At 73.8% G+C, this 24,593-nt stretch carries 26 protein-coding genes; 15 read left to right on the top strand and 11 right to left on the bottom strand.

Features of this window, described 5'->3' with window-relative positions:
* Positions 1-206: 206 nt before the first annotated feature.
* The 5 genes from IEY98_RS13320 (at position 207) to IEY98_RS13340 (ending at position 4,711) form a co-directional block, all read left to right on the top strand.
* Positions 207-425 carry a hypothetical protein gene (locus IEY98_RS13320; RefSeq protein WP_189210737.1) on the top strand — a complete coding sequence of 73 codons (219 nt, stop codon included), beginning with the start codon at positions 207-209 and terminating at the stop codon, positions 423-425.
* Complete coding sequence (locus IEY98_RS13325) at positions 422-1,663, top strand: MAB_1171c family putative transporter (protein ID WP_189210738.1); 1,242 nt, start codon at positions 422-424, stop codon at positions 1,661-1,663. The genes IEY98_RS13320 and IEY98_RS13325 overlap by 4 nt, the downstream gene beginning before the upstream one ends.
* The gene (locus tag IEY98_RS13330) at positions 1,656-2,495 is read left to right on the top strand and encodes an oxygenase MpaB family protein (protein ID WP_189210739.1); all 840 of its coding nucleotides are present in this window, start codon (positions 1,656-1,658) and stop codon (positions 2,493-2,495) included. The genes IEY98_RS13325 and IEY98_RS13330 overlap by 8 nt, the downstream gene beginning before the upstream one ends.
* A gap of 33 nt (positions 2,496-2,528) precedes the next feature.
* A complete protein-coding gene (locus tag IEY98_RS13335; protein ID WP_189210740.1) occupies positions 2,529-3,476 on the top strand; it encodes a pirin family protein in 948 nt (315 codons plus the stop codon).
* Positions 3,477-3,562: 86 nt separating this feature from the next.
* The gene (locus IEY98_RS13340; protein WP_189210741.1) at positions 3,563-4,711 is read left to right on the top strand and encodes an oxygenase MpaB family protein; all 1,149 of its coding nucleotides are present in this window, start codon (positions 3,563-3,565) and stop codon (positions 4,709-4,711) included.
* A 440-nt stretch (positions 4,712-5,151) separates the two neighbouring features.
* On the opposite strand, the gene IEY98_RS13345 is transcribed toward IEY98_RS13340, so the two are convergent.
* The 8 genes from IEY98_RS13345 to IEY98_RS13380 all read right to left on the bottom strand — a co-directional run bounded on the left by IEY98_RS13345 (position 5,152) and on the right by IEY98_RS13380 (position 10,665).
* Entirely contained in the window at positions 5,152-6,510 is a 1,359-nt protein-coding gene (locus tag IEY98_RS13345) for a DUF2867 domain-containing protein (protein WP_189210742.1), read from the bottom strand.
* A gap of 9 nt (positions 6,511-6,519) precedes the next feature.
* Entirely contained in the window at positions 6,520-7,074 is a 555-nt protein-coding gene (locus tag IEY98_RS13350; protein WP_229786881.1) for a carboxymuconolactone decarboxylase family protein, read from the bottom strand.
* A 13-nt stretch (positions 7,075-7,087) separates the two neighbouring features.
* Positions 7,088-7,519 carry a DUF6187 family protein gene (locus IEY98_RS13355; RefSeq protein WP_229786882.1) on the bottom strand — a complete coding sequence of 144 codons (432 nt, stop codon included), beginning with the start codon at positions 7,517-7,519 and terminating at the stop codon, positions 7,088-7,090.
* A complete protein-coding gene (locus IEY98_RS13360; RefSeq protein WP_189210743.1) occupies positions 7,516-8,766 on the bottom strand; it encodes an NAD(P)-binding protein in 1,251 nt (416 codons plus the stop codon). Before IEY98_RS13360 ends, IEY98_RS13355 begins: the two co-directional genes overlap by 4 nt.
* A gap of 77 nt (positions 8,767-8,843) precedes the next feature.
* Complete coding sequence (locus tag IEY98_RS13365) at positions 8,844-9,392, bottom strand: DUF6423 family protein (protein ID WP_229786883.1); 549 nt, start codon at positions 9,390-9,392, stop codon at positions 8,844-8,846.
* A 127-nt stretch (positions 9,393-9,519) separates the two neighbouring features.
* A complete protein-coding gene (locus IEY98_RS13370) occupies positions 9,520-9,819 on the bottom strand; it encodes a DUF6235 family protein (RefSeq protein ID WP_189210744.1) in 300 nt (99 codons plus the stop codon).
* Positions 9,803-10,132, bottom strand: a complete 330-nt coding sequence (locus IEY98_RS13375; protein ID WP_189210745.1) for a hypothetical protein — start codon at positions 10,130-10,132, stop codon at positions 9,803-9,805. The genes IEY98_RS13370 and IEY98_RS13375 overlap by 17 nt, the downstream gene beginning before the upstream one ends.
* 110 nt (positions 10,133-10,242) lie before the next feature.
* Positions 10,243-10,665, bottom strand: a complete 423-nt coding sequence (locus IEY98_RS13380; protein ID WP_189210746.1) for a hypothetical protein — start codon at positions 10,663-10,665, stop codon at positions 10,243-10,245.
* Between the two features lie 81 nt (positions 10,666-10,746).
* Between IEY98_RS13380 and IEY98_RS13385 the strand changes: the two genes are divergently transcribed.
* From IEY98_RS13385 to IEY98_RS13395, 3 genes are all read left to right on the top strand, one after another.
* Complete coding sequence (locus IEY98_RS13385; RefSeq protein WP_189210747.1) at positions 10,747-11,109, top strand: hypothetical protein; 363 nt, start codon at positions 10,747-10,749, stop codon at positions 11,107-11,109.
* 244 nt (positions 11,110-11,353) lie between these two features.
* Positions 11,354-12,094 (top strand): HAD family hydrolase, encoded by a 741-nt coding sequence (locus IEY98_RS13390; protein ID WP_189210748.1) that lies wholly within the window; start codon positions 11,354-11,356, stop codon positions 12,092-12,094.
* Positions 12,091-14,424 (top strand): glycoside hydrolase family 65 protein, encoded by a 2,334-nt coding sequence (locus tag IEY98_RS13395; RefSeq protein WP_189210749.1) that lies wholly within the window; start codon positions 12,091-12,093, stop codon positions 14,422-14,424. The genes IEY98_RS13390 and IEY98_RS13395 overlap by 4 nt, the downstream gene beginning before the upstream one ends.
* A 60-nt stretch (positions 14,425-14,484) precedes the next feature.
* On the opposite strand, the gene IEY98_RS13400 is transcribed toward IEY98_RS13395, so the two are convergent.
* Both IEY98_RS13400 and IEY98_RS13405 read right to left on the bottom strand, forming a co-directional pair.
* Entirely contained in the window at positions 14,485-14,781 is a 297-nt protein-coding gene (locus IEY98_RS13400; RefSeq protein WP_189210750.1) for a hypothetical protein, read from the bottom strand.
* Between the two features lie 127 nt (positions 14,782-14,908).
* Positions 14,909-15,253 (bottom strand): hypothetical protein, encoded by a 345-nt coding sequence (locus IEY98_RS13405; RefSeq protein ID WP_189210751.1) that lies wholly within the window; start codon positions 15,251-15,253, stop codon positions 14,909-14,911.
* 162 nt (positions 15,254-15,415) lie between these two features.
* Between IEY98_RS13405 and IEY98_RS13410 the strand changes: the two genes are divergently transcribed.
* The gene (locus IEY98_RS13410; protein ID WP_189210752.1) at positions 15,416-16,030 is read left to right on the top strand and encodes an alpha-ketoglutarate-dependent dioxygenase AlkB; all 615 of its coding nucleotides are present in this window, start codon (positions 15,416-15,418) and stop codon (positions 16,028-16,030) included.
* Positions 16,031-16,593: 563 nt separating this feature from the next.
* Positions 16,594-16,881: a hypothetical protein gene (locus IEY98_RS13415; RefSeq protein WP_189210753.1), complete on the top strand. Its 288-nt coding sequence runs from the start codon at positions 16,594-16,596 to the stop codon at positions 16,879-16,881.
* A gap of 22 nt (positions 16,882-16,903) precedes the next feature.
* On the opposite strand, the gene IEY98_RS13420 is transcribed toward IEY98_RS13415, so the two are convergent.
* Positions 16,904-17,452 carry a hypothetical protein gene (locus IEY98_RS13420; protein WP_189210754.1) on the bottom strand — a complete coding sequence of 183 codons (549 nt, stop codon included), beginning with the start codon at positions 17,450-17,452 and terminating at the stop codon, positions 16,904-16,906.
* Between the two features lie 127 nt (positions 17,453-17,579).
* Here IEY98_RS13420 and IEY98_RS13425 point away from each other — a divergent pair, with 127 nt between their 5' ends.
* The 5 genes from IEY98_RS13425 to IEY98_RS13445 all read left to right on the top strand — a co-directional run bounded on the left by IEY98_RS13425 (position 17,580) and on the right by IEY98_RS13445 (position 24,520).
* On the top strand, positions 17,580-18,299 hold the full coding sequence (locus IEY98_RS13425) for a response regulator transcription factor (RefSeq protein ID WP_373292381.1): 720 nt from the start codon (positions 17,580-17,582) through the stop codon (positions 18,297-18,299).
* The gene (locus IEY98_RS13430; protein ID WP_229786884.1) at positions 18,277-19,677 is read left to right on the top strand and encodes a sensor histidine kinase; all 1,401 of its coding nucleotides are present in this window, start codon (positions 18,277-18,279) and stop codon (positions 19,675-19,677) included. The genes IEY98_RS13425 and IEY98_RS13430 overlap by 23 nt, the downstream gene beginning before the upstream one ends.
* Positions 19,678-19,728: 51 nt before the next feature.
* A complete protein-coding gene (locus IEY98_RS13435; protein WP_189210755.1) occupies positions 19,729-21,480 on the top strand; it encodes an ArnT family glycosyltransferase in 1,752 nt (583 codons plus the stop codon).
* A 65-nt stretch (positions 21,481-21,545) separates the two neighbouring features.
* Entirely contained in the window at positions 21,546-22,778 is a 1,233-nt protein-coding gene (locus IEY98_RS13440) for a bifunctional glycosyltransferase family 2/GtrA family protein (RefSeq protein ID WP_189210756.1), read from the top strand.
* On the top strand, positions 22,775-24,520 hold the full coding sequence (locus IEY98_RS13445) for a glycosyltransferase family 39 protein (RefSeq protein WP_189210757.1): 1,746 nt from the start codon (positions 22,775-22,777) through the stop codon (positions 24,518-24,520). The genes IEY98_RS13440 and IEY98_RS13445 overlap by 4 nt, the downstream gene beginning before the upstream one ends.
* Positions 24,521-24,593 lie beyond the last annotated feature (73 nt).

Genomic DNA, 24,593 nt, shown 5'->3' on the forward strand with positions numbered 1-24,593 from the left:
CACCGCACCGCCTCTCCCCGCGGCGCACGGTCGCAGGCACCCGGACGCGGCCAGGGAGGCGGCATCCCGCGCTGTCGCGGCCGGAGAGGTGGGCCGATGAGCGCGCTGTCGAACGCGCCCCGCGGCCGTGGCCGGGGAGCCGGGCCGATGAGCGGCGTCCCGCGTCATCGAAGGCGCGCCGCGGCCGTGGTCGGGGAGGTGGGCCGATGAGCACGATCGCCATGGTCCTGCTGGTCATCGGGGTCGGGGTGGCCGTCGGGGTCAGGGCCGAGCGGTCCGGGCCGTTGCGGACCGATCCGGTCCTGGCCGAGCGGACGCCGCCGTCGCCGTTGGGGGTCGACGGGTTCGCGCCCGTGCGTGAGCGGACGGGCGACGAGCCCGGCGACCGGCTCAGCCAGGCGTTCCGGGTGAGCGAGGGCAGATGAGCGCGGCGACGCTGTTGGTCATCGCCGTGGTCGTGGGGATGGCCGCGACCCTGGTCAAGTTCCGGCACTTCCTGCGCGACTCCGGCAACCCCGCCATGCGCGCGCTCACCCTCGGCTGCCTGGCGCTGGCCATCGCGGTCTCGCTGCAGTTGCCGGTGGTGTACCCGGTGGTGAACGCCGCGGCCGGGTTCAACGCCGCCTGGCCGGTGCAGCACGTCCTCGTGGTGATCGCCGCGCACCTGGTCGTCGTGTTCTTCCTGCACTCGACCGAGGACGACGTGCGGGGCAAGGCGGTGGCGCTGGGCGCGATCGCGGTCGCCGCGTCGGTCGTCATGTGCGTGCTGTTCGCCCTCGAACCCGGTGCGCGCGACTTCGTGCACGGGCCGGGCGGGCTCAACGACTCCGGCGGGCAGGCGACGGCGGCGGGCGCGTGGGCGTTCATCACCTTCAGCGTGTACCTCGGCACCGCGATCGTGGTCATCTCCCGGCTGTCGGCGCGCTGGGCGCGCAAGACGCGGCACATCCGCTGGCTCAGCGTCGGGCTCGCGCTGGTGTCGGTGGGGGCGGTCTTCGGCTTCGGGTACTGCCTGCACAAGTTCATCTACCAGCTGGCCCAGGTCAGCGGGCACCCGCCGGGCTGGACGGTGTCGTCGGTCGAGGGCTGGCTGATGCCCGCGGCGACCGGGCTGTCCGCGCTGGGCATCGTGCTCGCCGCGTCCGGGGCGCACCTCGGCAGGCGCCCACGGGGGCCGCTCCGGCTGTGGTGGGAGCACTACCGGGCCCGCCGCGCGCTGTACCCGCTGTGGCACCGCTTCCGCACGGCGATGCCGGAGATCGGGCTGATCCCGCCGAGCCGGGTCATGCCGGACTGGCTGCTGCTGGACAACGCCGCCTTCCGGCTGCACCGCGCCGTCGTCGAGACCTGGGACGGCGCCCGCCACATCCGCTCGCTCGTCCCCCCGGACGACCCCTACGCCGTGCGCGCCCGCGAGCTGGGCGAGCAGGCCGGTCTGCGCGGCGACGACCTCGCCGCCGTCATCACCGCGGCCACCGTCGAGGTCGGCCTGCGCAGGCGGGCCGACCAGCCGGGCGCCGAGCTCGTCGGGGCGGGCCCCGGCTTCGGCGGCGGCGACCTCGCCGACGAGGTCGATTGGTGGCGCCGCGTCGCCCGCGCCCACCGCGACAGCCCGATCCCGACCGCCGTCCTGTCCGAGTACCTGAGGACCGTCCATGCGTGAGCGCCACGTCGCCGAGATCAGCCGCCTCGACCCCGAGGTCGACTACCTGCGGATCTACCAGCTCACGTCGCTGTACGAGTTCCCGTTCGACGTGTTCCTCGCGCTGCAGATGAGCTTCTACCGCACGTACGCGATCCCGTCGATCAGCGCGACGCTGGCCAAGAGCGGCGAGATCACCGCGCGGCCGATCAAGCGCGGCGAGGACACCGGCCTGATGGTGTTCGAGATCGTCGCGCACGGCTTCGAGCACGAGCGCTCGCAGAAGGTGCTGCGCGCCATGAACGCCATGCACAGGAAGTGGGACATCAGCCAGGACGAGTTCCGCTACGTGCTGGGCGTGTTCCTGGTCCCGCCGATGCGCTGGCTGGAGACCTACGGCTACCGCAAGCCGCACCCGCACGAGTACACCGCGGCCCACCGCTTCTACACCGAGCTCGGCACCCGCATGGGCATCACCGGCATCCCGGCGAGCTACGCGGAGTTCGCCGAGTGGTTCGACGCCTACGAGCGCGAGCACCTGGCGCCGACCGTGGACGGCCAGGCCCTGCTGGCGGCCTCGCACCGGCTGTTCGTCAACCGCTTCCCGAAGTGGCTGGGCTTCCTCGGCGTCACGCTGGGCAACTCGCTGCTCGACGACGTCGTCCGCGACGCCCTGGGCGTGACCGGGCCGCCCGCGCCGGTCCGCGCGGCGATCCGCGGCGCGTTCCGGCTGCGCGGTCGGCTGCTGCGCCGCTCCGACGCGCGCCCGGAGTCGGCGTTCACCCCCGGCGGCGTCACCCCCGGCTACCCGGACGGCTACACGCTGGACCGCCTCGGCCCTCCCGCGAAGTGACCGCCGCGAAGTGACGCGCCGTAGAGTGGTTGCGTGAGCAACCTCGACCTGCGTCCCCCGGTCACGGTGTGCGGCGGACGCGGCGACGTCCTAGCCGACCCGGTGTTCGACGTGCTGCCCGCCCGCGAGGTCCTGCTCGGCGGCACGCCCGTGCGGCGGCTGCTGCCCACCCTCGGCAGGCGCATGGTCGGCGCGTGGTGCTTCCTGGACCACTACGGCCCCGACGAGATCGCCGACGCGCCCGGGATGCAGGTGCCGCCGCACCCGCACATCGGCCTGCAGACGGTGAGCTGGCTGCTGGAGGGCGAGGTGTTCCACCGCGACAGCCTGGGCAGCGCCCAGCTCCTGCGGCCCGGCACCCTCGGCCTGATGACGGCGGGCTCGGCGATCGCCCACTCCGAGCAGTCCCCGCCCGTGCACCCGACGATGCTGCACGGCACCCAGCTGTGGGTCGCGCTCCCCGAGGAGGCGCGCCACCGCCAGGCGTCCTGGGAGTTCCATCCCGAACTGCCGGTGCTGACCGCGCCCGGGGTCAGCGCCCGCGTCCTGCTGGGCGACCTCGACGGCGCCCGCTCCCCCGGCACTGTCCACTCGCCGCTGATCGGCGCGGACCTGACCGTCACCGGGTCCGCCCGCCTGCCGCTGGAGCGCGACTTCGAGTACGCGGTGGCCGCGGTCGACGGGCCGCTGGAGGTCGACGGGCGCGAGATCGGCCCGGGCGCGCTGGTCTACCTGGGCTGCGGTCGCACCGAACTGCGCCTGTCGGGCACGGCCCGCGCGCTGCTCCTCGGCGGCGAGCCGTTCGCGGAGAAGATCGTCATGTGGTGGAACTTCGTGGCGCGCACGGGCGAGGAGGTCACGGCCGCAGCGCAGGCGTGGCGGCGCGGCGACTTCGGCCCCGTCCCCGGCTACGAGGGCGACCCGCTGCCCGCGCCGCCGCTGCCCGCGACCCCACTCCTGCCCCGGGGCCGGGAGCGCTAGCGTTCAGCCGATCGTGTCATGGTGTTCCGGTCGCGGGTCCGCTGGACTGGAGGGTCCCCACCCCAACCGAAGAACGGCGGGACCCGATGACCAGCACCGAAGCGCTGGAAGCGCTGAAGTTCCAGGGAGACCCGCAGGCCGACGCGGTGATCGCCGACCTGGTGGCGAGCGGCCGGTCCCGAGCCGTGAACGCCGTGCTCGCCCACTTCCGCGGCAACGACCAGCCCATCCCGGAGGAGCTGCCGGAGTCGGTGCGCGCGTTCCTCATCGCCACCGACAACCCGCCGGCGTGGGCCGACCCTCGGCGGCTGGCCCGGGCGTACGAGTTCTTCGTCGATGACGGAGTGCACGTCGCCTCCGTGCTGACGTTCGGGGCGATGGTGAACTGCTACGCCCAGCCACGGGCGGCACGCGCGCTGACGCTGACCCACGGGCTCAACCAGCCGCACCGAAGGCTGTCGGAGACCTCCCAGTTCGTCCTGTCGATGATGGGCCGCGACGCGTTCGGCACGGGCGGCGGGTTCGTGCCCGCGGTCCAGAAGACCCGCCTGATCCACGCCGCGGTCCGCCACCTGCTGACCACGTCGGGCCGGTGGGACGTCGCCGCCGACGGGGTCCCGGTCTGCCAGCAGGACATGCTCGGCGCGCTGCTGATCTTCTCCGTGCAGGTGATCGAGGGGATGCGCCGCATCGGCATCTCGGTGACGGAGGAGGAGGCCGAGGACTACTACTACGTGTGGCGCGTGGCGGGCGAGATGCTCGGTATCCCCGCCTCCGCCGTCCCCGAGTCGCTCGCGGAGGCGCGCGACCTCAGCGCCACCCTGGTCGAGGCCGCGTACGGCCCGTCGACGGAGGGCGCCGCCCTGACTCGCGACCTGCTGGCGCTGTACGAGCGCCTGTTCCCCGGCAAGGTGTTCGACGGCATCATCGCCGCGATGGTCCGCCAGGTGGTCAACCCGGAGGTCGCCGACTGGATGCGCGTGCCGCGTTCCCGCGCCTGGGGCCGCGTCGTCCGCACCGGCACCCGCCTGGTCCGCCTGGCGGAGGGCGCCGAGGACAGCAGCGAACTGGCCGAGGCCGTCCTCGACCGAGCAGGCGCCCTCCTCCTGGGCGGCAGCGTCCGCACCCTCACCACCGGCCAGTCCACCACCCTCACCATCCCCACCGACCTCCGCGAACGCTGGGCGGCAGCGGGCAAATGCCCAGCGCACTCCCCCGAGCCCACCCTCACCTGACACAACCACCGAGGTCGACCCAACACCCACCACCGACCACAACCACCGCCCCTGCCGCAGACCCCGCACTCCCCAGGCGCGACCACCCTCGATTCAGCGAGCACGTGGCAGACGCCGCGATCACCTGGGCAGGACCACCACCGACCCAGCCGAGCAGCAGGCAGACACCGCACCCACCAGAGCAAGACCACCACCGACCCAGCCGAACACCCGACAGACACCCCACCCACCAGAGCAGAACCACCACCGACCCAGCCGAACACCCGACAGACACCCCACCCACCAGAGCAAGACCACCACCGACCCAGCCGAGCAGCAGGCAGGCGCCGACTACCTGACCGCCCTCGGCCTGCCGGGCTCACCCGGCGCACAGCCCCGCCACACTCGCCCCGCCACACTCGCCCCGCGGCGCTCGCCCAGCGCGCTCACGGTCCGCTGCCTTACCTCCGGCCGGTCATCGCCTCCCTGGTCGTCTCGCGGGCGAGGCCGAGGGCCAGGGCGGCGAAGACCATGTCGTGGGCGGGTTTGCGGAGGTGCCAGTAGAGGCGGCCGGGGAGGCCGTCCGGGGCGAACGCCACGGTCTGTTCGAGTTCGCTCTCCGCCGATGTGCGGCCGGGCAGGGCGGACAGGCGCAGCCATGCCTTGCCCGGCATCCGCACGTCCGACACCAGGGTCAGTTCGTGTTCGGTGCGGCCCGCCACCGTCCACGAGTCGACGGTGTCGCCGACCGTCAGGGTCGTGGGGCGGCCGCGGTGCAGGCCGACGCCGCCGATGAGGTGGTCGATCGCGCCGCGCAGGGCGAAGGCGCCGGGGATGCCCGGCCAGCCGCGTTTCCCGCCGACCTCGGCGATCCGCTCGGCCAGCGCCGCGCGCGGGGCGGCCACGCGCTCGCGGCGGACCTGCCGGATCACGCCTGGCGTCCCCTCGTCGGGCATCGCGGGCGGGTCGCCCACGCCCAGCGCCTCCCGCAGCGCGCGGTCCAGCGACGTCCCGCCGCCCGGTGGCGGGTCCAGGACCTCCGACGGCACCAGGTCGTGTTTCAACGACTCCACCAGCGCGCGCACCAGCGGCACGGGCAGGTCGGTGACGGCCGCCGCCGTCGCGGCCACCGGGATGCCCGCCACCGGGACCGGCACCCGCCGCGGCAGGCCCGCGATCCGGGCGCAGCGCTGCACGAGCTCCAGGTAGGTCACCGTCTCCGGCCCCGCGATGTCGGCCGCCATCGTCACCGGACCGGACGACGCCGCCCGCACCAGGTGGTACAGCACATCGCGCACCGCGATGGGGCGGCTGCGGTTGTCCATCCACGACGGCCGCAGCACGATCGGGGCCGACCGCGCGGCCCTGGCCAGGAGCTCGAAGCTCGTCGAGCCAGCCCCGACCACCATCGCCGCGCGCAGCACCAGCGCGGGCACCGGACCGGCGAGGAACACCTCGCCCACCTCGGTGCGCGATGCCAGGTGCTCCGACATGGGCTGGTCCACAGGGGACGGACCTCCCAGGTAGACGATCTGGCGCACCCCGGCGCGCGCGGCCGCCGCCGCGACCCCGCGGGCGATGTCGGCGTCCACGGCCGCGTAGTCCGCGCGGTCCATCGAGTGCACCAGGTGGTACACGACGTCCACATCGGACATCGCCCGGTCGAGCGCCGCCCCGTCGGCCACGTCGCCGCGCACGGCGTCGGGGCCGGGGGGCTGCGAGCGCGACATCGTCCGGACGGCGTGGCCCGCGGCGCGCAGCGCGGGCGTCAGCAGGGTGCCGACGTAGCCGCGCGCCCCGAGCACCAAGCAGCGACTCATGCCCCCACTCTAGGCGGCCAGCTGACGCGCCAGCCCGTCGTAGCCGATGTCGTGCAGGCGCTTGCCGGACAGCGCGTAGTACGCGGCGTCGGCGGCGATGCCGTGCCCCTCCACCATCCGGTTCATGAAGTTGAACAGCGCGCACACCATCACCGCGTCGTGCAGGGCCTTCTCGTCCCAGCCCGCGGCGAACACCTCGGCGGCGTCCTCGGCGGTGACCCGCGACGGCGTGGCGGTGAGCTTGCCGACGTAGCGCAGGACCGGCTTGAGCCGCTCGTCGACGGGCGCGCTGTCGAGGTCGGCCAGCGCGGCGGCCAGCAGCCCCTCCGGGACGCCGAACCGCTGCGCGGTCTCGGTGTGCACGCCGTGGCAGTAGGCGCAGGCGTTCACCCCGGAGACGTACGCCGCGATCAGCTCGCGCTCGCCCAGGCTGAACGGCGACGGGCCGCGCATCACGGTCTCGTGGTAGGCCAGCAGCGGCAGCGAGGTCTCCGGGTAGCGCTTGAAGACGTCGACCAGGCGCGCGTCATCGGGCAGCGACGGAAGGTGGGGCACGTCGGGCATCCTCTCCACGAATTCAGGCGAGCGCGTCCACGTCGGCGCGGCGCAGCCAGCATGCGGTCAGGTAGACGCGGGTGGCCAGGCCGATCGGGCCCAGCGCGGGCGTGTCGAGTGCCCGGTACGCGCGGTTCCACGACTGGCGCACCGACGCCGACGCCGCCGGCTCGGGATAGGCAGCGGCGATCGACGGCCGGATGGCGCGCCAGTAGCCCGCGCCCGCCCGCACCAGGCCGTCGGCGTCCAGGCCGGGGCGGCCGTGGCGCATCCGGTCGACGGTCACCGCGACCCGGCCGGGGTCGTCGGCCAGCGAGGTCATGCCCAGGCCCGCGAGCAGCCGGTCGGCGTCGAGGCCGAGCAGGATGATCCCCACCTCGGTGTCGACCGGGTCGTCCACCGCGGGCATCGCGAAGCGCAGGTCGGTCTGCTCGGCCACGCGGGTCTCGGTCACGGTGCTCCCACCTTCGCGCGCAGCCCGGCCGCCACCGCGCCCGCGACGCGGGCGGTGGCGACGCGGTGTCCGTCGATGTTGCGGGCCGCCGGGCCCAGTGCCATGGCCGTCGCCGCGCCGACGGCGAGGACGCGCGGCGCGTGCGTGTAGGACAGGGTGCGCGGGTCGAGGTCCGGCCAGCCGTCCACGGCGTTGACCACCGCGTCGGGCAGCAGGCCCGCGCCGATCGACGGCCTGGTGCCCAGGCACAGCGCGACGTGCCCGCCCGCGACGACCCGGCCGTCGGCCAGCCGCACCCGCCCGTCGGCGACGGACTCGACCTCGACGCCGCGGTGCACGGTCAGCCTGCCGTCGGCTTCGGCCGCCTCCAGCAGCGGCCGGAACTCGAACATCACCGAAGCGCGCCGGTGCCGGGACATCAGGTCGAGCCGCCGCTCCCAGGGCGTGTCCTGGAACCGGGCGCGGCCCTCTGGCCGGAAAAACGCGGCGTTGACGTCGGCGCACTGGTACCGCTCCTGGTTCGCGCGCATCACCCAGTGCGCCTCGCGGCCCGCCGCCAGCGCGTCGGCGAGCAGGTGCGCCGCGCTCAGGCCCGCGCCGACGACGACCAGCGGGCCGTCGTCGGGCACGGGCTCGTCCCAGTACCCCGCGTGCCAGCCGTCGGGAGCCGTGCCGCGCTCCTCGCCCAGGCACAGCACGACGTAGCGCGCCCGCACGTCCCCGGTGTCGGTGCGCAGGACGACGTCCTCCGCGCGCGGGACGACCGACCGCACGGTGGCGCGCCACGTGCGCTCCCCCACGGCATGCGCGTCGGCGACGTGCCCGCAGAAGGCCTCGAAGACGTCCAGCGGCACGACCGAGCGGTGCCCGGCCTGCGCCATGCGCACCTCGCGGCGCTCGACCGGGGTCAGCAGGCCCCAGTGCAGGCGGGCGAAGTCGAGCAGCTCGCAGTCGCGGTAGCCCTCGACGCCGGGGTGGTGCTCGTACGGCGAGCGCAGCACCCGCTGGCCCAGCCGGTCGACGCGGTCGAGGAACCGCCCGCACGTGCGCTCGCCAGCGTCGAGCAGCGCCACGTCCTCGATCCCGAGGTGCCACAGCGCCGAGGCCACCGCCAGGCCCGCGGGACCGGCGCCGACGACGGCGACGGCCACCCGCTCCGGCGGGGTGTCGGCGCGGTGGGCGGGCAGCGGGGTCAGGCCGGGCCACGGCCGCCGCCGCGGCGAGTCCAGCAGCTCCGGCGATGGCATGAAGACAGACGGCACCGATCCCCCAGACGCCAGGTGGTGGAACGGCGGCGGGAGACGCGCTCCCGCCGCCGCCGAAATCAGCCGATGACGGTGACCGGGACGATCATCTCGACCATCGGCCGCTGGGCGATGCCGTCGGCCACGACGCGCTCGAGGTTCGCCGCGACCTGCTCGGGGGTCTCGTCGTCGCCCGCGACGTAGCGGGCGTGGGCGTAGGCGGGCTTGCGGCTCGTGGCCTCGATGTCGAAGGCCATCAGCACGGCCTCGCCGGGGCGGACCTCGCCGTCGAAGAAGGTGAGCCTGCTCAGGTCCGGGGTGAGGAAGGTCCTGGTGAACTGCCGGGAGAGGATCAGCGTCTCCTGGCTGTCGACGAAGTGGGTGTTCTCGTCGGTGGTGACCTGCATGGCCAGCCAGGTCTGGTCGGTCAGGTTGGTCTCGGACTTGATGACCTGCCAGCGGCCGGGCTCGGGCAGGTTGATCGACATCGACACGTCGTGGCCGCTGACGTCGACGGCGCCGGAGATCATCAGGACCCGGCGGCGCACGTCGGCGACGGCGGCCATCTGGATGTCACGGGCCCGGACCCGGCTGGACATGTCCAGCCCGGGAACGTCCAAAGACGACACTGGGAACCTCCTCGGGGAACACCTGGCGAGACCCTCGTCGCCAGGCTGGCACAGGGATCGGGCAAAGCTCAACGAAGCGGGGCGGAGTTTGGGCTGATCGGCCCTGGCCCCGCAGCCGAAGGGTCGATCAGGCAGCGTCCGCGTCGCTGAACGGCCCGTCGGCGGGCGAGCCGATGTAGAGCACGCCGAAGGTCCCCGGCCGGGGGAAGGACACCTTGACGACCAGGTCCTCGCGCACCAGCACGAAGAACTCGCCGACCTTCTGCACGTCGTCGAGCACCTTGTAGGTGCGGAACACCGAGCCGTCCGCCACGGCGAACAGCATCTTGTACAGGGCGTTCTTGTCCGCCTGGCCCGCGGTGGCCGCCCACTCCTCGAGCTGGGCCATGCCGAGCGAAAGCCGCAGCCGTCTACGTTCCCGGGTCACGGTCGTGCGCCTCCAGCCTGCCGATCACGTCCCCCACATCGAGGTCCGCCTCGGATTGTGACGGAGCGGCGACGGCCTCGGCATATCCCGGCGTGCGCATCATGCGGGCGGTGAGCACCAGGCTCTCCAGGTAGTGGCGCACGACGGTGGTGTCACCGGTGCGCTGCTGGTTGGCCAGGGCGAGCGCGAGCCTGCGCATCGCGACCCTGCGGCCCTTCGGGGGCAGCGCGGACAGCGCGACGGTGATCACGTCGGCCATCCTGGCGTCGGCCTTGCTGCGGGTTGACCCTGCGCGGGCCGCCATCGCCGTCATCTCGCACTCCCCTCGCCGCGGGCTGGGCGAGTTCCAGTGTGCGACCGACGACGACCGGTCGGCCAGTGCGAGGAGCACCGGCCGACCGGGAAGCTGTCACGCCGAAACCGTTATCCCGTCACGTTTCGCCGAACGGTGCTCTGTGGAGGGACATCGGGCACGTCGCGAGTGGACGGGTCGCCGTAGTGCTGCTTGGTCTTGTTCTCGGTGTCCAGCCGGTCGCGCATCCGCGTCAGCACCTTGATCGTGATGGCGTGCGCCACGGCGATCAGGATCAACACGATACCCAGGCGCAGCGCGATCGCCTGCACCCCGTCGCCCTCGCCGATGTCGGTCGCGGTGATCAGCAGGAGCACGCCGAGGACGGCGATGCTGAACAGGGTGGTCACGAGCCGGGCCATCGACTTCGCCGACGCGGGGTCGGCGTAGGAACGGACCAGGTAGCGCAGGCCGCTGCGGTAGATGATGGCGGCGTCGACCGCGACCAGTACGACGCCGAGCACGAGAATGGCCAGATAGGTGCCGTCATCCACGAGCGGTCTCCCTCCTAGAGCGGCGATCACTGGCCGTGAGGTACCCGGTTCGCCCCGGCGCGAAACGGGTACTGCCCCGGCATGACCAGCGACCGCAGCCAGGCCGAGAGCCTGGACGAGGAATCCCTTGACCTCGACCCCCTGGAGGCGGGCGTCGAACCACCCGAGCGGTGGGCCGAGGCGACCAAGCACGGCACCACCCCGAACGAGGCCCGCGAGGGCGAGAGCCTGGACAGCAAACTGGCCGAGGAGGAGCCGGACATCCCGGTGCCCGACCCCGAGGCCCCCGCCGAGGACGCCGACCGCCTGGAGGGCGGGCCCGAAGAGGCCCCGCCCGTCGACCGCCTGCACCGGCCGCCGACCGAGGCGGCGGGCCGCGGCCAGTCGGCCGACGAGGCGGGCGGGTCCGTGGCGAAGTCCCTGCGTGAGGATCACCCCGAGTGACTAAAGGGAACCGCCGACCGGACGGGCTGGGGGATGACTGTCCGGTCGGCGGTCCAGGTCGCCGGCGCACCGGCTGCGACGTGCGTCCGAGCGGACGGGGGACGTGTCCGCCTGGGAAACGTCGACCGGCCCTGCTGCAGGCGGCGACACCTCTTCAACGCGCGGCCGCCACTAAACGTTCCTCACGGAGCGTGACCCTGCTCACCGACCTGCCGGTCGGCCGCCACGACGGTAGCTTCGGGGGATGATCGGACTGCCCGATTCCACGACCGCCTGCCTTTTCGACCTCGACGGGGTGCTGACCAGCACCGCGACACTGCACGAGGCCGCGTGGCGCAAGACTTTCGACAGCTTCCTCGCCGGGTGGCCCGAGGGCGACCGCGAGCCGTTCACCCACGTCGACTACCTCGCCTCCGTCGACGGCCGCCCGCGCGCCGACGGCGTGCGCACCTTCCTCGCCACCCGGGGCATCACCCTGCCGGAGGGCACGCCCGACGACTCCCCCGAGCTGCCCACCGTGCATGGGGTCGGCAACCGCAAGAACGAACTGCTGTTGGCCACCATCGAGGAGCAGGGCGTGGAGCCGTACGCCGGGTCCGTCGCCTACCTCAAGGCCGCCCGGAACGCGGGCCTGGCCATCGGGGTGGTGACGTCCTCGGCCAACGGCGAGGCCGTGCTCGCCTCCGCGCACCTGGCCGAGTACGTGCAGGCCCGCGTCGACGGCGTCGTCATCGCCAGGGACGGGCTGGCGGGCAAGCCCGCGCCGGACTCCTTCCTCACGGGCGCCCGGGCCCTCGGCGCGTCCCCGGAGCGCACTGCCGTGTTCGAGGACGCCATCTCCGGCGTCGAGGCGGGCAAGGCGGGCGGCTTCGGCTACGTGGTGGGCGTCAACCGCGCGGGCACCGCCGACCACGCCGACGCGCTGCGCGCCCGCGGCGCGGACATCGTCGTCGACGACCTGGCCGACCTGTTGGGGGCGCCGTGATCCCGGGGTTCGAGTGCGCGTCGTGGGAGCTGCGCTGGCGGGGGCTCGCGGTGGACAACCTGCACCGGACAGAGTCGACCTTCGCGTTGAGCAACGGGCACATCGGGCTGCGCGGCTCGCTCGACGAGGGCGAGCCCGTCGGCCTGCCGGGCACCTACCTCAACGGCTTCTACGAGGCCCACGACCTGCCCTACGCCGAGGCGGGCTACGGCTACCCGGAGGCGGGCCAGACGATCGTCAACGTCACCGACGGCAAGATCATCCGGCTGCTGGTCGACGACGAGCCGCTGGACATGCGCTACGGCAAGGCGCACTCCCACCAGCGCACCCTCGACTTCCGCACCGGCGTGCTCACCCGCGAGACGGAGTGGGAGTCCCCGACCGGGGCGCTCGTGCGGCTGCGCTCCCAGCGGCTGGTGTCGTTCACCCAGCGCGCGGTGGCCGCGATCCGCTACGAGGTCGAGCCGGTCGACCGGCCGCTGCAGCTGGTCGTGCAGTCCGACCTGCTGGCCAACGAGCCCATCGTGTCCGAGAGCCGCGACCCCCGGGTGGCCGCCGCGCTGCGCGACCCGCTGGTGGCGGAGTTCCAGCACGGCGAGGGCGAGCGCGCGGTCCTGGTGCACCGCACCCGCAAGTCCGAGCTGCGCATGGCCGCGGGCATGGACCACGAGATCATCTCGCCGGACAACCTGCGCTCGGGGCTCACCGTGGAGACGGACCTGGCCCGGCTCACCGCCGCGGTCGACGTCGGGCTCGGCGAGCGGCTGTGCGTGACGAAGTACCTCGGCTACGGGTGGTCCGGGCAGCGCTCCGCGCCCGCGCTGCGCGCGCAGGTGGAGGCGGCGCTGGCGGGCGCGCGGCAGACCGGCTGGGCCGGGCTGCTGGCCGAGCAGCGCCGGTTCCTCGACGACTTCTGGGACGTCGCCGACGTCGAGATCGACGGCGACCCCGAGCTGCAGCAGGCGCTGCGGTTCGCGCTGTTCCACATCGTGCAGGCGGGCGTGCGCGGGGAGAACCGGGCCATCCCCGGCAAGGGGCTGACCGGGCCCGGCTACGACGGGCACGCGTTCTGGGACACCGAGACGTTCGTGCTGCCGGTGCTGACCTACACCGTGCCCGCCGCCGCCCGCGACGCCCTGCGCTGGCGGCACAGCACGCTGCCGAAGGCCCGCGAGCGCGCCCACGTGCTGGGCAAGAAGGGCGCGGCGTTCCCGTGGCGGTCCATCAACGGCGCGGAGTGCTCGGCGTACTGGCCCGCGGGCACGGCGGCGTTCCACGTCTCCGCCGACATCGCCGACGCGGTCTCCCGCTACGTCGCCGCCACCCAGGACGGGGACTTCGACCGCAACGAGGGCACCGAGCTGCTGGTGGAGACCGCGCGGCTGTGGATGTCGCTGGGCCACTACGACCCGCACGACGGGTTCCGCATCGATGGCGTCACCGGGCCGGACGAGTACACCGCGGTGGTGGACAACAACATCTACACCAACGTCATGGCCCAGAAGAACCTGACCGAGGCGGTGGCCGCGTGCGAGCGCAACCCGGACTCGGCCGAACGGCTCGGGGTCGACGCCGACGAGCTGGCGGCGTGGCGGCACGCGGCCGACGAGATGTGCGTCCCGTTCGACAACCTGCTCGGCGTGCACCCGCAGTCGGAGGGGTTCACCTCGCACGAGCCGTGGGACTTCGCGGGCACTCCCGAGGACAACTACCCGCTGATGCTCAACTACCCGTACTTCGACCTGTACCGCAAGCAGGTCGTCAAGCAGGCCGACCTCGTGCTGGCCCTGCACCTGCGCGGCGACCTGTTCACGCTGGAGCAGAAGGCGGCGGACTTCGCCTACTACGAGGCGCGCACCATCCGCGACTCCTCGCTCTCGGCAGCGACCCAGGCCGTGGTGGCCGCCGAGTGCGGGCACCTGGACCTCGCCTTCGACTACCTGGCCGAGACGGCGCTGATCGATCTGCAGGACCTGCACGAGAACGTGCGCAACGGGCTGCACATGGCGTCGCTGGCCGGGGCGTGGCTGGCGCTCGTCGCCGGGTTCGGCGGCATGCGCGACCACCACGGCGAGCTCACCTTCGCGCCCCGGCTGCCGAGCGCGCTGTCGCGGGCGTCGTTCCGGATGTGCTGGCGGGGCAGCCGGATCTGCGTGGAGATCGAGCGGGACACCGCGTCCTACCGGCTGGTGAGCGGCGACCCGGTGCGGTCGGCCCACCACGGCGAGCCGGTGGAGATCGGCCCGGAACCGGTGTCGATGGCGATCCCGCCGGTCCCGGAGTTCCCCACCCCGTCACCGCCGCCCGGGCGGGAGCCGCGCCGGAAATGACGACGCGACCGCCCCTTGTGGGGACGGCCGCGTGCCGGTCGTCTCAGGGACGTCGGGGACTCAGGGACGGCGGGACAGCAGCGCCAGCGCCTGGGTGAGGGCGGTGTGCGCGGCGTCGGTCCGCTCGGCCCGCAGGTGCCTGCGGGCGAGGCCGACGGCCTCGGCGGCGGGCAGCACGACGCAGGTGTCGCCGATGGCGGCGGTGCGGGCGAGTGCGCCCAGCAGGTCGTCGGCCACCAGGTCATGGCTGGGCGACGGCGAGTCCAGGGCGACCAGGGCGGCCTCGACGGCCCGGCGGAGGTCCAGGCCGGGCGAAGGCGATCCGAGCGCGGGTGGTGCGTCCAACTGACGGGTCATGGCGGCTCCTGGAGGGTCGGCCCGCGCCGATGCGGGTCGGTCATAGGGAGCATGGATCGCGAGCGGCGGTGACGCCGGTCACGCCACCCGGGTGGGTGACCGGCCCGATGGTCCTGAGTGGACGATCTCAGAGGATGGGGAGGTCGGCGCGCGCCGCCTCCAGGGACGCGACCGCGAGCACCGGCTTGCCCGCGCGCAGCGCCGCGATGCCCCGGCGCACGTCGGCCACGGCGCCGGTGAGCAGGCAGGTCTCGCCCAGGGCCGCGGTCCACGCCAGCCCGGCGGTCAGCTCGGCGACCGCCACGTCCGCGGTCGGATCGGCCAGCACCCGGTCGATCGAGGCCGCCAGCCGCAGGCCGGGCCGCGGCCGCACCACATTGGGCCGCGGCGGCGGGGTGAAACGGGCACGCGGGACGGCGGCGGCCTCCGTCGAACCCGGGTGCGCGGTCAGCGTGCGGTCTGTTGTGGACATAAGGGTCATGAGGAGCGGCCTCGATTCGTCTGGGGGGTGGCGGCGGGGCCCACCGAATACCCTACTGCGATTGTGCGGAAACTCACCGGGCGAGTTGGGGACGGCTCCGTTAAATAATCGATTCACCGCACAGGTGTTCGACACAGGAGTTACACTGGAGGCATGTCCTTGCCACTGCAACAGTCGCTGCTCGACGGGCCCGGTGATCCGGAACTGGCTCCACTGACCGGAATCCGCCGCGCCCCGCTGTCGGCGACGGCATGGATCGACCTGCTCCCCGGCTGGCTTTCCGGCGCGGACGAGGTCTTCGCCCACCTTTCCGAATCGGTTCCGTGGCGCGCGGAGAGGCGTAGAATGTACGACGGCGTCGTCGCCGTTCCCCGGCTGCTCTCGTACTACCGGGAGGGCGCCCCACTCCCCCACCCGATCCTCACCGAGGCCCGGGCCGCCCTGACCGCCCACTACGGCGTCGAGTTCACCACCGCGGGCCTCTGCTACTACCGAGACGGCCGCGACAGCGTCGCCTGGCACGGCGACCGCATCGGCCGGGGCGCCACCGAGGACACCCACGTCGCCATCCTCTCGGTCGGCGCCCCACGGTCCCTCCACCTCCGTCCCCGAGGCGGCGGCGAGACCCTCCGCCACCCCCTCGGCCACGGCGACCTCCTGGTGATGGGCGGGGACTGCCAACGCACCTGGGACCACGCCATCCCGAAGACAGCCAAGCCGGTCGGCCCCCGCATCAGCATCCAATTCCGCCCCAGCGGAGTCCGCTGAGGCGGGAGGGCTCGGCCAGCGGCGCGACGAAGAAGGCCGACACGACGGCGGCACGGGCAGCGCCGGCGAGCCATCGCAGCCCCGGTGACGGCGCACCATCGACCTGCCACCGGATGGGCAGCGCGGTCGGGCGGTTGACGGTCCGGCCGACCCAGGCCTAGCGGGCTGCGGTGATGACGCATGACCGCAGGCGGCATGGAGGCTTGGTGGCCGCAGGTGGGTGCGGCGATGGCGTGGGCAGAGGTCGGCTAGGCACCCAGCTGGTGCTTTGGCCGGTCTAGCTGCACCGAGGGGTCTGGCGTGCGGGACGCGGTCATCGGCTGTGGGATGGACGGCTCCGGCCTGCCCTTCCCCGGCGGGCGTCACCTCCTCTCCTCGATGCTGCTTTGCACTCGCACGGGATAGCTGTGCTGCCCCCGCCGACCCACACTGCGGCGCTCTTCCCCTACGCGCATTATCTTGATAGTTGTATTCCCATACCGTCCTCCACGCTCCCCATTGCCCACCCAGCACCTCGGCCGCTATCTTGAAACTGGATAGGGACTTGCGAGCTCAGGAGAGGCATGGACGCCGGTGACGTGGGCAGGCTCTTGTTCGGCAGGCCGAGCAGGCTGCGGCTGGCGTTGTGGATCTATCAGCACGCCGGGCCGCGGTTCTTCCAGTCCGAGCCGCCCAAGACCGTGATCGCGCAGTCGGCCACCGGGGTCGAGTTGGGGCGGTTGGTGGATCTGGGCATGCTCACCGAGTACCGCGAGCCCGCTAACCGGCGGGTGTACTACGAGCGGACGCGGAGCCCCTTGTGGTCGATCATCGCGGCGGCCGCGAAGGTGGTCGACCCGGTCGACAAGTGACCGTCGTGGGCCGAAGTGACCGTCACGGACCGTCCGGGGCGTCGGGGCCCGCTGGGCCGCCGCCTCGGTGGACGCCGCCGGGCGGCTTCATCTCGGCGACGTCCACGACCGACTCCGCCGTGGCGGTGTCGCCCTCCAGCACCGCCACGATCATCGCCTTGTCCCCCACCTCCGCTGACTGCACGATCGTGTCGCCCGTGATGACATACGTGCGGGTGAAGCCGTCCTCACTGCGGGCTGTCACCGCGTCGTCCGTGATTTCCAGGATTTCACCGGTTTGAGTGAGCTGGGTGTAGTACTCCCCGTCATCGTTCTTCATCACCGTCTCGCCATGAAGGGCGGCAACGTCGCCCATCGGGCCTGCCATGCGGATCATCGGGCCGCCGCCGCGGCCGTCGTGTTCGCCCGCGGCCGTGCTGGCGGCCCAGACGGCGGCGCCACCGGCGGCCGCGATGCCGACGGCGACCGCGGCGGCGACGGCGGTCTTGCGCCAGTTCCAGCGGCGCGGCTCCTCGGGGGCCGCGCCCCAGGTGGGTTCCACGGGCTGCGGGTCAGCGGGGGTCTCGGTCAACGCGTCCTCCTCAGACGGAACTGTCGACACCCACCGTCGCCGCGGACCCTGTGCGCCGCCTGTGCAAGCGGTGGGCGGACTCTGTGCGCACAGGTGTTCCACAGGATCGCCCCCGACCATGGACGCCATGAGACGCCCCGAGCTGCGCAGGCCCGACGGGGCGCCCGTGCGGGTGCTCGTCGTCGACGACGAGCCGACGCTGGCCGAACTCGTCACGATCGCGCTGCGGTACGAGGGCTGGGAGGTGCGCAGCGCCGGTGACGGCGGCAGCGCCGTGCGGGCCGCCCGCGAGTTCCGGCCGGACGTGGTCGTCCTGGACGTGATGCTGCCCGACCTCGACGGCACGGAGGTGCTGCGCCGCGTGCGCGCCGAGGCCGCCGAGATGCCGGTGCTGTTCCTCACCGCCAAGGACGCCGTAGAGGACCGCATCACCGGCCTGGCCGCGGGCGGCGACGACTACGTGACCAAGCCGTTCAGCGTCGAGGAGCTGGTCCTGCGGCTGCGCGCCCTGCTGCGCCGCTCCGGCATCGCCGAGGCGGGCGGGCGCAGGCTGCTGGCCGTCGGCGACCTCACCCTGGACGAGGACACCCGCGAGGTCCGCCGCGGCGACGTCGAGATCACGCTCACCGCGACCGAGTTCGAGCTGCTGCGCTACCTCATGCGCAACCCGCGCCGCGTGCTGAGCAAGGCGCAGATCCTCGACCGGGTGTGGCACTACGACTTCGGCGGCCAGGCCAACATCGTCGAGCTCTACATCTCCTACCTGCGCAAGAAGATCGACGCGGGCCGGTCGCCCATGATCCACACGATGCGCGGGGCCGGGTATGTCCTCAAGCCCGCGGGTTAGCTCGCTGCGCGCCCGGCTCATCGCCGAGCAGACGGTCCTGCTGGCGATGGTGTGCCTGGTCATCGGCGTGACGGTCATGGTCGCCCTGCAGGCGTTCCTGCTCAACCGCCTCGACGACGACCTCATGGCGGCCAGCGCCCGCGCCGTGGCGCAGCCCGGCCCGCCCCGGCCCGCGCCGCCCGGCCAGGAGACCGGCACGATCGACGCGGTCATCGTCGACGGCGACCGGCTGCTCGCCCAGGTCCAGACGCCCTCCGGCGAGCGCCGCGCGCTCACCGACCTCGCGCCGCTGCACACGCTGCCCGCCGACGGCGTGATCCGCGAGCGCGACCTCGGCGGCCTGGGCACCTACCGGGTGGTGGCAGTGCGGATCGATCCCCGCACGGTGGTCGTCACCGGCCTGCCGCTGACCGACGTGCACGACACCCTGTGGACGGTCGGGCTCGTGCTCGGCGGCGTGTCGCTCATCGGCCTGACGGTCGCGGGCGTGGCGGGCGCGCTGCTCGTCCGCCGCGCCCTCACCCCGCTCGACCGGATGGCCGCGACCGCCCGGCGCGTCGCCGAGCTGCCGCTGCACGAGGGCGAGGTGGCCCTGCCCGACCGCGTCCCGGCCGGGGACACCGACCCGCGCACCGAGGTCGGCCAGGTCGGCGCGGCCCTCAACCGCATGCTCGACCACGTCGGCGACGCCCTCGCTGCCCGGCACGAGAGCGAGACGCGGGTGCGCCAGTTCGTCGCCGACGCCAGCCACGAGCTGCGCACGCCGCTCGCGGCCATCCGCGGCTACACCGAGCTGGCCCGCCGCGACGACGGCCTCCCCGGCGACGTCGCGCACGCGCTGGCCCGCGTCGACTCCGAGTCCGGGCGGATGACCGCGCTGGTGGAGGACCTGCTGCTGCTGGCCAGGCTGGACTCCGGCCGTCCGCTGCTGCGCGAGCCCGTCGACCTGTCCGCGCTGGTGGTCACCGCGGTCGGCGACGCCCAGGTCTCCGGTCCTGACCACCGCTGGCGCCTCGACCTGCCCGCCGAGCCGGTCACCGCGACCGGCGACGCCGCGCGCCTGCACCAGGTCGTGGCCAACCTGCTGGTGAACGGCAGCACCCACACCCCGCCGGGCACCACCGTCACGACCGCGCTGTCCACTCGCGGCGGGACCGTCACGCTCACGGTCACCGACGACGGCCCCGGCATCCCCGCCGACCTGCTGCCGACCGTCTTCGAGCGGTTCGCGCGCGGCGACACGTCGCGGTCCCGCGCGGCGGGCAGCACCGGCCTGGGGCTGGCGATCGTGGCCGCGGTCGTCGCCGCGCACGGCGGCGGCGTGAGCGTGGAGAGCAGGCCGGGGCGGACGCGGTTCGCCATCCGGCTCCACAGGTAGCGCACAGCCAGCGCACAAGATCGACCCAGCGCCCGGCCCGACGGTGGCCGTATGACGCTGGTCGCCGCACGCACGAGGCCGCACTGGCCCCTCATCGGACTCCTCGCGGCGACGGCCGCGCTGTACCTGGTCGGCCTGGACGAGTCGGGCTGGGCGAACGCCTACTACTCGGCCGCCGCCCAGGCGGGCGCCGAGAGCTGGTGGGCGCTGTTCTTCGGCGCGACGGACGCCGCGGGCGGGATCACGGTGGACAAGACGCCCGCCGCCGTCTGGGTCATGGGCCTGTCGGTGCGGCTGTTCGGGCTGAGCGGCTGGAGCGTCCTGCTGCCGCAGGCGCTGGCCGGGGTCGCGTCGGTCTGGCTGCTGTACGCGACCGTCCGGCGCTGGTCCGGCCCCGCAGCGGGGCTCATCGCGGGCGCCGCGCTGGCCGTCACCCCGGTGGCGGCGCTGATGTTCCGGTTCAACAACCCGGACGCGCTGCTCGTCCTGCTGCTCATCGCCGCCGCCTACGCCACGGTCCGGGCGGTTGAGGGCGGGAGCGCGCGGTGGCTCGCGCTGGCGGGTGTCGCCGTGGGCCTCGGGTTCCTCACGAAGATGCTGCAGGCGTTCCTGGTCCTGCCCGGTCTCGGCCTCGCCTACCTGGTCGCCGCGCCGGTGCGCCTGCGGCGGCGCGTCCGGGACCTGGCGATCGCCCTCGGCGCGGTGGTCGCGGCGGGCGGCTGGTGGGTCGCGGTGGTGGAGCTGATCCCCTCGGGCAGCAGGCCCCACATCGGCGGGTCGCAGACCGACAGCGTCCTCGAACTCACCCTCGGCTACAACGGGATCGGGCGGCTCAACGGCGACGAGGTCGGCAGTGTCGGCGGCGGCGCTGGCTGGGGCAGCCCGGGCTGGGCGCGGCTGCTGGGCTGGGAGATGGGCCAGGACATCGCGTGGCTGCTGCCCGCCGCGCTCATCGCCCTCGGCGCGGGCCTGTGGTTCACCCGCTCCGCGCCGCGCACGGACCGCACGCGGGCGGCGCTGCTGATCTGGGGCGGCTGGCTCGTCGTCACCGGCCTGGTCTTCACCTACATGCAGGGCATCGTCCATAGTTACTACGCGGTCGCGCTCGCGCCCGCCATCGGCGCGCTGATCGGGATCGCGGCGACGGCGGCGTGGCGCGGCCGCAACGCCCCGCTGCTCGCCACCGGCGTGGTCGTCTGCGCGGTCCAGGCGTGGGTCCTGCTCGACGGCGAGTGGCTGCCGTGGCTGCGTCCCGCCGTCGCGGTCCTGGCGGCGGCGGCCGTCGTGCTGATCGCCGTCGGGGCCAGGACGACCGCGGCCGCGGGACTCGCGCTCACCGCCGCGTTCCTCGCCCCTGCGCTGTATTCCGTCGCCACGGCCGCGGTGCCGCACCAGGGCGCGATCCCCACCGTGGGGCCGCGCTCGGGCGGGATGATGGTCGGCGGCGGGCTCCTGAGCGCGCCGACGCCGGAGCCCGAGCTGGCCGCGGTGCTGGCCGCCGACGCCGACCGCTACACCTGGGCAGCCGCCGCGCTCGGCTCCAACAACGCCGCCGGGTACCAGCTGGCCGCGGGAGCACCCGTGCTCGCCCTGGGCGGGTTCAACGGCACCGATCCCGCACCGACCCTCGCCGAGTTCCAGGACCTGGTGCGGCGCAAGGAGATCCACTACTACATCGAGAGCACCATGATGCGCGGCGACACCGGCAGCGACGAGGCGCACCGCATCGCCGAGTGGGTGGAGGCCACCTTCACCCCCACCATCATCGGCGGGGTCGCCGTCTACGACCTCACGGCCCGATGAGCCGCACAGGATCCGCACAGGCCGGGCACACCGGAGGCCCAGCCGAGCGCCCGATCGTCGGGGACATGACCGCCACGATGCCCGCGCGCCCGCCCGTCCGCACGACCGGCCCCGCCCCGGTGCTCGACGTCGTCGTCCCCGTGCACAACGAGGAAGCGGACCTGGAACGGTGCGTCCGCGGGCTGCACGACCACCTGCGCGACCACTTCCCCTACACCTTCCGCGTCACCATCGCCGACAACGCCAGCACCGACGGCACCGCCGCCATCGCGCGGGCACTGGCCGACGAACTCCCCGGCGTCACCGCCGTCCGCCTCGACGAGAAGGGCCGGGGGCGCGCGCTGCACACCGCCTGGCTGGCCTCGGACGCGGCGGTGCTGGCCTACATGGACGTCGACCTGTCCACCGACCTCGCCGCGCTCTCCCCGCTCGTCGCGCCGCTGATCTCCGGGCACTCCGACATCGCCATCGGCAGCAGGCTCGCGCGCGGCGCGCGGGTGGTGCGGGGTCCCAAGCGGGAGCTCATCTCCCGGGCGTACAACCTGATCCTGCGCGGCACGCTCGCCGCGCGGTTCAGCGACGCGCAGTGCGGGTTCAAGGCGATCCGCGCCGACGTGGCCGCCGCGCTGCTGCCGCACGTCGCCGACCCGGGCTGGTTCTTCGACACCGAGTTGCTGGTGCTCGCCCAGCGCTCCGGGCTGCGCATCCACGAGGTGCCGGTGGACTGGATCGATGACCCGGACAGCCGGGTCGACATCCTGGCCACCGCGCTGGCCGACCTGCGCGGCATCGCCCGGCTCGGCCGCGGCCTGCTCACCGGCAGGCTCCCGGTCGCCCGCCTGCGGGCCCAGTGGGCGCGCGGCGCGATCGGCGGCGACCCGCCCGGCGTGCCGAGGGGACTGCTCCGGCAGGTCGTCCGGTTCGCCACGGTCGGAACGCTCAGCACCCTGGCCTACCTCCTGCTGTACGTGCTGCTGCGCGGCGGGCTCGGGGCGCAGGCTGCCAACCTCGTGGCGCTGCTGATCACGGCGGTGGGCAACACCGCGGCCAACCGGCGGCTCACCTTCGGCGTGCGCGGTGCGGAAGGCGCGCTGCGCCACCAGTTCCACGGCCTGATCGTCTTCGCCATCGGCCTCGGCCTGACCAGCGGCTCCCTGGCCGTCCTGCACGCCTTCGGCGAGCCGGGCCGGGCCGCGGAGCTGACCGTGCTCGTGGCCGCGAACCTCGTCGCCACCCTGCTGCGCTTCCTGCTGTTGCGCGGTTGGGTCTTCCGCCAGTCCACTGTGGAGGACAAATGACCCGCGCGCCGATCATCGCGCTGCTCGCCGCGACCGCGCTGCTCTACCTCTGGGACCTCGGCGCGAACGGCTGGGGCAACGAGTTCTACGCCGCCGCCGTCCAGGCGGGCACCCAGGACTGGACCGCGCTGTTCTTCGGCTCGCTGGACCCGGGCAACACCGTCACCGTCGACAAGCCGCCCGCCGCGCTCTGGCTGATGGCGCTGTCCGGCCGCGTCTTCGGGTTCTCGCCGTGGAGCATGCTCGTCCCGCAGGCGCTCGCGGGCGTGGCTTCGGTGTGGCTGCTCTACGCCGCCGTGCGGCGCTGGTCAGGCCAGACCGCAGGCCTGCTGGCGGGCGCCGCGCTGGCCGCGACCCCGGTGGCCGCGCTGATGTTCCGCTTCAACAACCCCGACGCGCTGCTCACGCTGCTGCTCGTCGCCGCGGGCTACTGCACCGTGCGCGCCACGGAGAAGGGCAGCGGGCGGTGGCTCGCGCTCGCGGGCGTCGCCGTCGGCTTCGGGTTCCTGACGAAGATGCTGCAGGCCATGGTGGTGCTGCCCGCGCTCGCCCTGGTCTACCTGATCGCGGCGCCGATCGGCCTGGGCAGGCGCGTCCTGCACGTGGCGGGGGCGGGCGCTGCGGTGGCGGTCGCCGCGGGCTGGTACATCGCCGTGGCCGACCTGTGGCCCGCGGACTCGCGCCCGTACATCGGCGGGTCCACCGACGACTCCGTCCTCGACCTGGCCCTGGGGTACAACGGGCTGGGCCGGGTGTTCGGCGGCGGCGGCAACCCGAGCGGGTCGGGGCCGGGCACGGCGTTCGGCGGCGAGACCGGCTGGGGCCGCATGCTCGGTCTCGCCTTCGGCTCCGAGGTGGCCTGGCTGCTCCCGGCCGCGCTCATCGGGCTGGTCGCGGGCCTGTGGTTCACCCGCTGGGCGCCGCGCACCGACCGTACCCGGGCCGCGCTGCTGCTCTGGGGCGGCTGGACGCTGGTCACCGCCGCGGTGTTCAGCTTCATGCAGGGCATCACCCACCCCTATTACGCCGTCGCGCTCGCGCCCGGCATCGCGGGCGTGGCGGGCGTGGCCGGGTGGGAGCTGTGGCGGGGCCGAGACCACACCGGGGCGCGGATCACCCTCGCCGGCATCGTCGTGGTGACCGCCGGGTGGTCGTTCGTGCTGCTCCTGCGCGATCCCGACTGGCAGCCGTGGCTGCGGTGGGCGGTCGGCGCGGTCGGGCTGGCGGCGGGCACCGCGATCGCGGTGGGCGCGCACCGCACGTGGCGGGTCGGGGCGCTGGCGATCGTCGCCTGCCTCGGCGCCACCACGGCCTACACGGTGGCCACAGCCGTCACCCCGCACGGCGGCTCCATCCCGATGTCCGGTCCCGCCCGCGCCTCGGACGCGATGCCCATGCGGCCGGACGCCGACCCCGAACTGGTCGCCGCGCTGCGCGCCACCGACACGCGGTGGGCGGCGGCGACGACCGGCGCAGGCCAGGCGGGCGCGCTGCAGTTGGCCAGCGGCAGGCCGGTCATCGGCATCGGCGGGTTCTCCGGGGCCGACCCGGCGCCCACCCTGGCCGAGTTCCAGCGCCACGTCGCCGACGGCGCGATCCGCTACTACGTCGGCGAGGGCGGCGGCCGGTCGTTCGCGGGTCCGGGCGGCGGCGCCATCGCCGACTGGGTGGCGGCCACCTTCACCCCGGCCACAATCGGCGACCACACCGTGTACGACCTGGCCCGGCCCCGGTCCGGGTGAGGTCTTTCGACCCGATCCGCACCCGGTCCCGACGCGTAGGCTTCCGGCCACTCTGTTGACAGCACCACGCCGG

This window comes from Actinokineospora fastidiosa (genome assembly GCF_014648415.1).
Lineage (GTDB): Bacteria > Actinomycetota > Actinomycetes > Mycobacteriales > Pseudonocardiaceae > Actinokineospora > Actinokineospora fastidiosa.

Bases quoted from the DNA above. Each gene is read 5' to 3' on its own strand.
- IEY98_RS13410 (WP_189210752.1), top strand. From the start codon at position 15,416: ATGTCCTTGCCACTGCAACAGTCGCTGCTCGACGGGCCCGGTGATCCG.
- IEY98_RS13375 (WP_189210745.1), bottom strand. From the start codon at position 10,132: ATGACGGCGATGGCGGCCCGCGCAGGGTCAACCCGCAGCAAGGCCGAC.
- IEY98_RS13350 (WP_229786881.1), bottom strand. From the start codon at position 7,074: ATGCCCGACGTGCCCCACCTTCCGTCGCTGCCCGATGACGCGCGCCTG.
- IEY98_RS13430 (WP_229786884.1), top strand. From the start codon at position 18,277: ATGTCCTCAAGCCCGCGGGTTAGCTCGCTGCGCGCCCGGCTCATCGCC.
- IEY98_RS13405 (WP_189210751.1), bottom strand. From the start codon at position 15,253: ATGTCCACAACAGACCGCACGCTGACCGCGCACCCGGGTTCGACGGAG.
- IEY98_RS13345 (WP_189210742.1), bottom strand. From the start codon at position 6,510: ATGAGTCGCTGCTTGGTGCTCGGGGCGCGCGGCTACGTCGGCACCCTG.
- IEY98_RS13390 (WP_189210748.1), top strand. From the start codon at position 11,354: ATGATCGGACTGCCCGATTCCACGACCGCCTGCCTTTTCGACCTCGAC.
- IEY98_RS13385 (WP_189210747.1), top strand. From the start codon at position 10,747: ATGACCAGCGACCGCAGCCAGGCCGAGAGCCTGGACGAGGAATCCCTT.
- IEY98_RS13360 (WP_189210743.1), bottom strand. From the start codon at position 8,766: ATGCCATCGCCGGAGCTGCTGGACTCGCCGCGGCGGCGGCCGTGGCCC.
- IEY98_RS13400 (WP_189210750.1), bottom strand. From the start codon at position 14,781: ATGACCCGTCAGTTGGACGCACCACCCGCGCTCGGATCGCCTTCGCCC.
- IEY98_RS13425 (WP_373292381.1), top strand. From the start codon at position 17,580: ATGAGACGCCCCGAGCTGCGCAGGCCCGACGGGGCGCCCGTGCGGGTG.
- IEY98_RS13415 (WP_189210753.1), top strand. From the start codon at position 16,594: ATGGACGCCGGTGACGTGGGCAGGCTCTTGTTCGGCAGGCCGAGCAGG.
- IEY98_RS13325 (WP_189210738.1), top strand. From the start codon at position 422: ATGAGCGCGGCGACGCTGTTGGTCATCGCCGTGGTCGTGGGGATGGCC.
- IEY98_RS13440 (WP_189210756.1), top strand. From the start codon at position 21,546: ATGACCGCCACGATGCCCGCGCGCCCGCCCGTCCGCACGACCGGCCCC.
- IEY98_RS13330 (WP_189210739.1), top strand. From the start codon at position 1,656: ATGCGTGAGCGCCACGTCGCCGAGATCAGCCGCCTCGACCCCGAGGTC.
- IEY98_RS13445 (WP_189210757.1), top strand. From the start codon at position 22,775: ATGACCCGCGCGCCGATCATCGCGCTGCTCGCCGCGACCGCGCTGCTC.
- IEY98_RS13435 (WP_189210755.1), top strand. From the start codon at position 19,729: ATGACGCTGGTCGCCGCACGCACGAGGCCGCACTGGCCCCTCATCGGA.
- IEY98_RS13320 (WP_189210737.1), top strand. From the start codon at position 207: ATGAGCACGATCGCCATGGTCCTGCTGGTCATCGGGGTCGGGGTGGCC.
- IEY98_RS13340 (WP_189210741.1), top strand. From the start codon at position 3,563: ATGACCAGCACCGAAGCGCTGGAAGCGCTGAAGTTCCAGGGAGACCCG.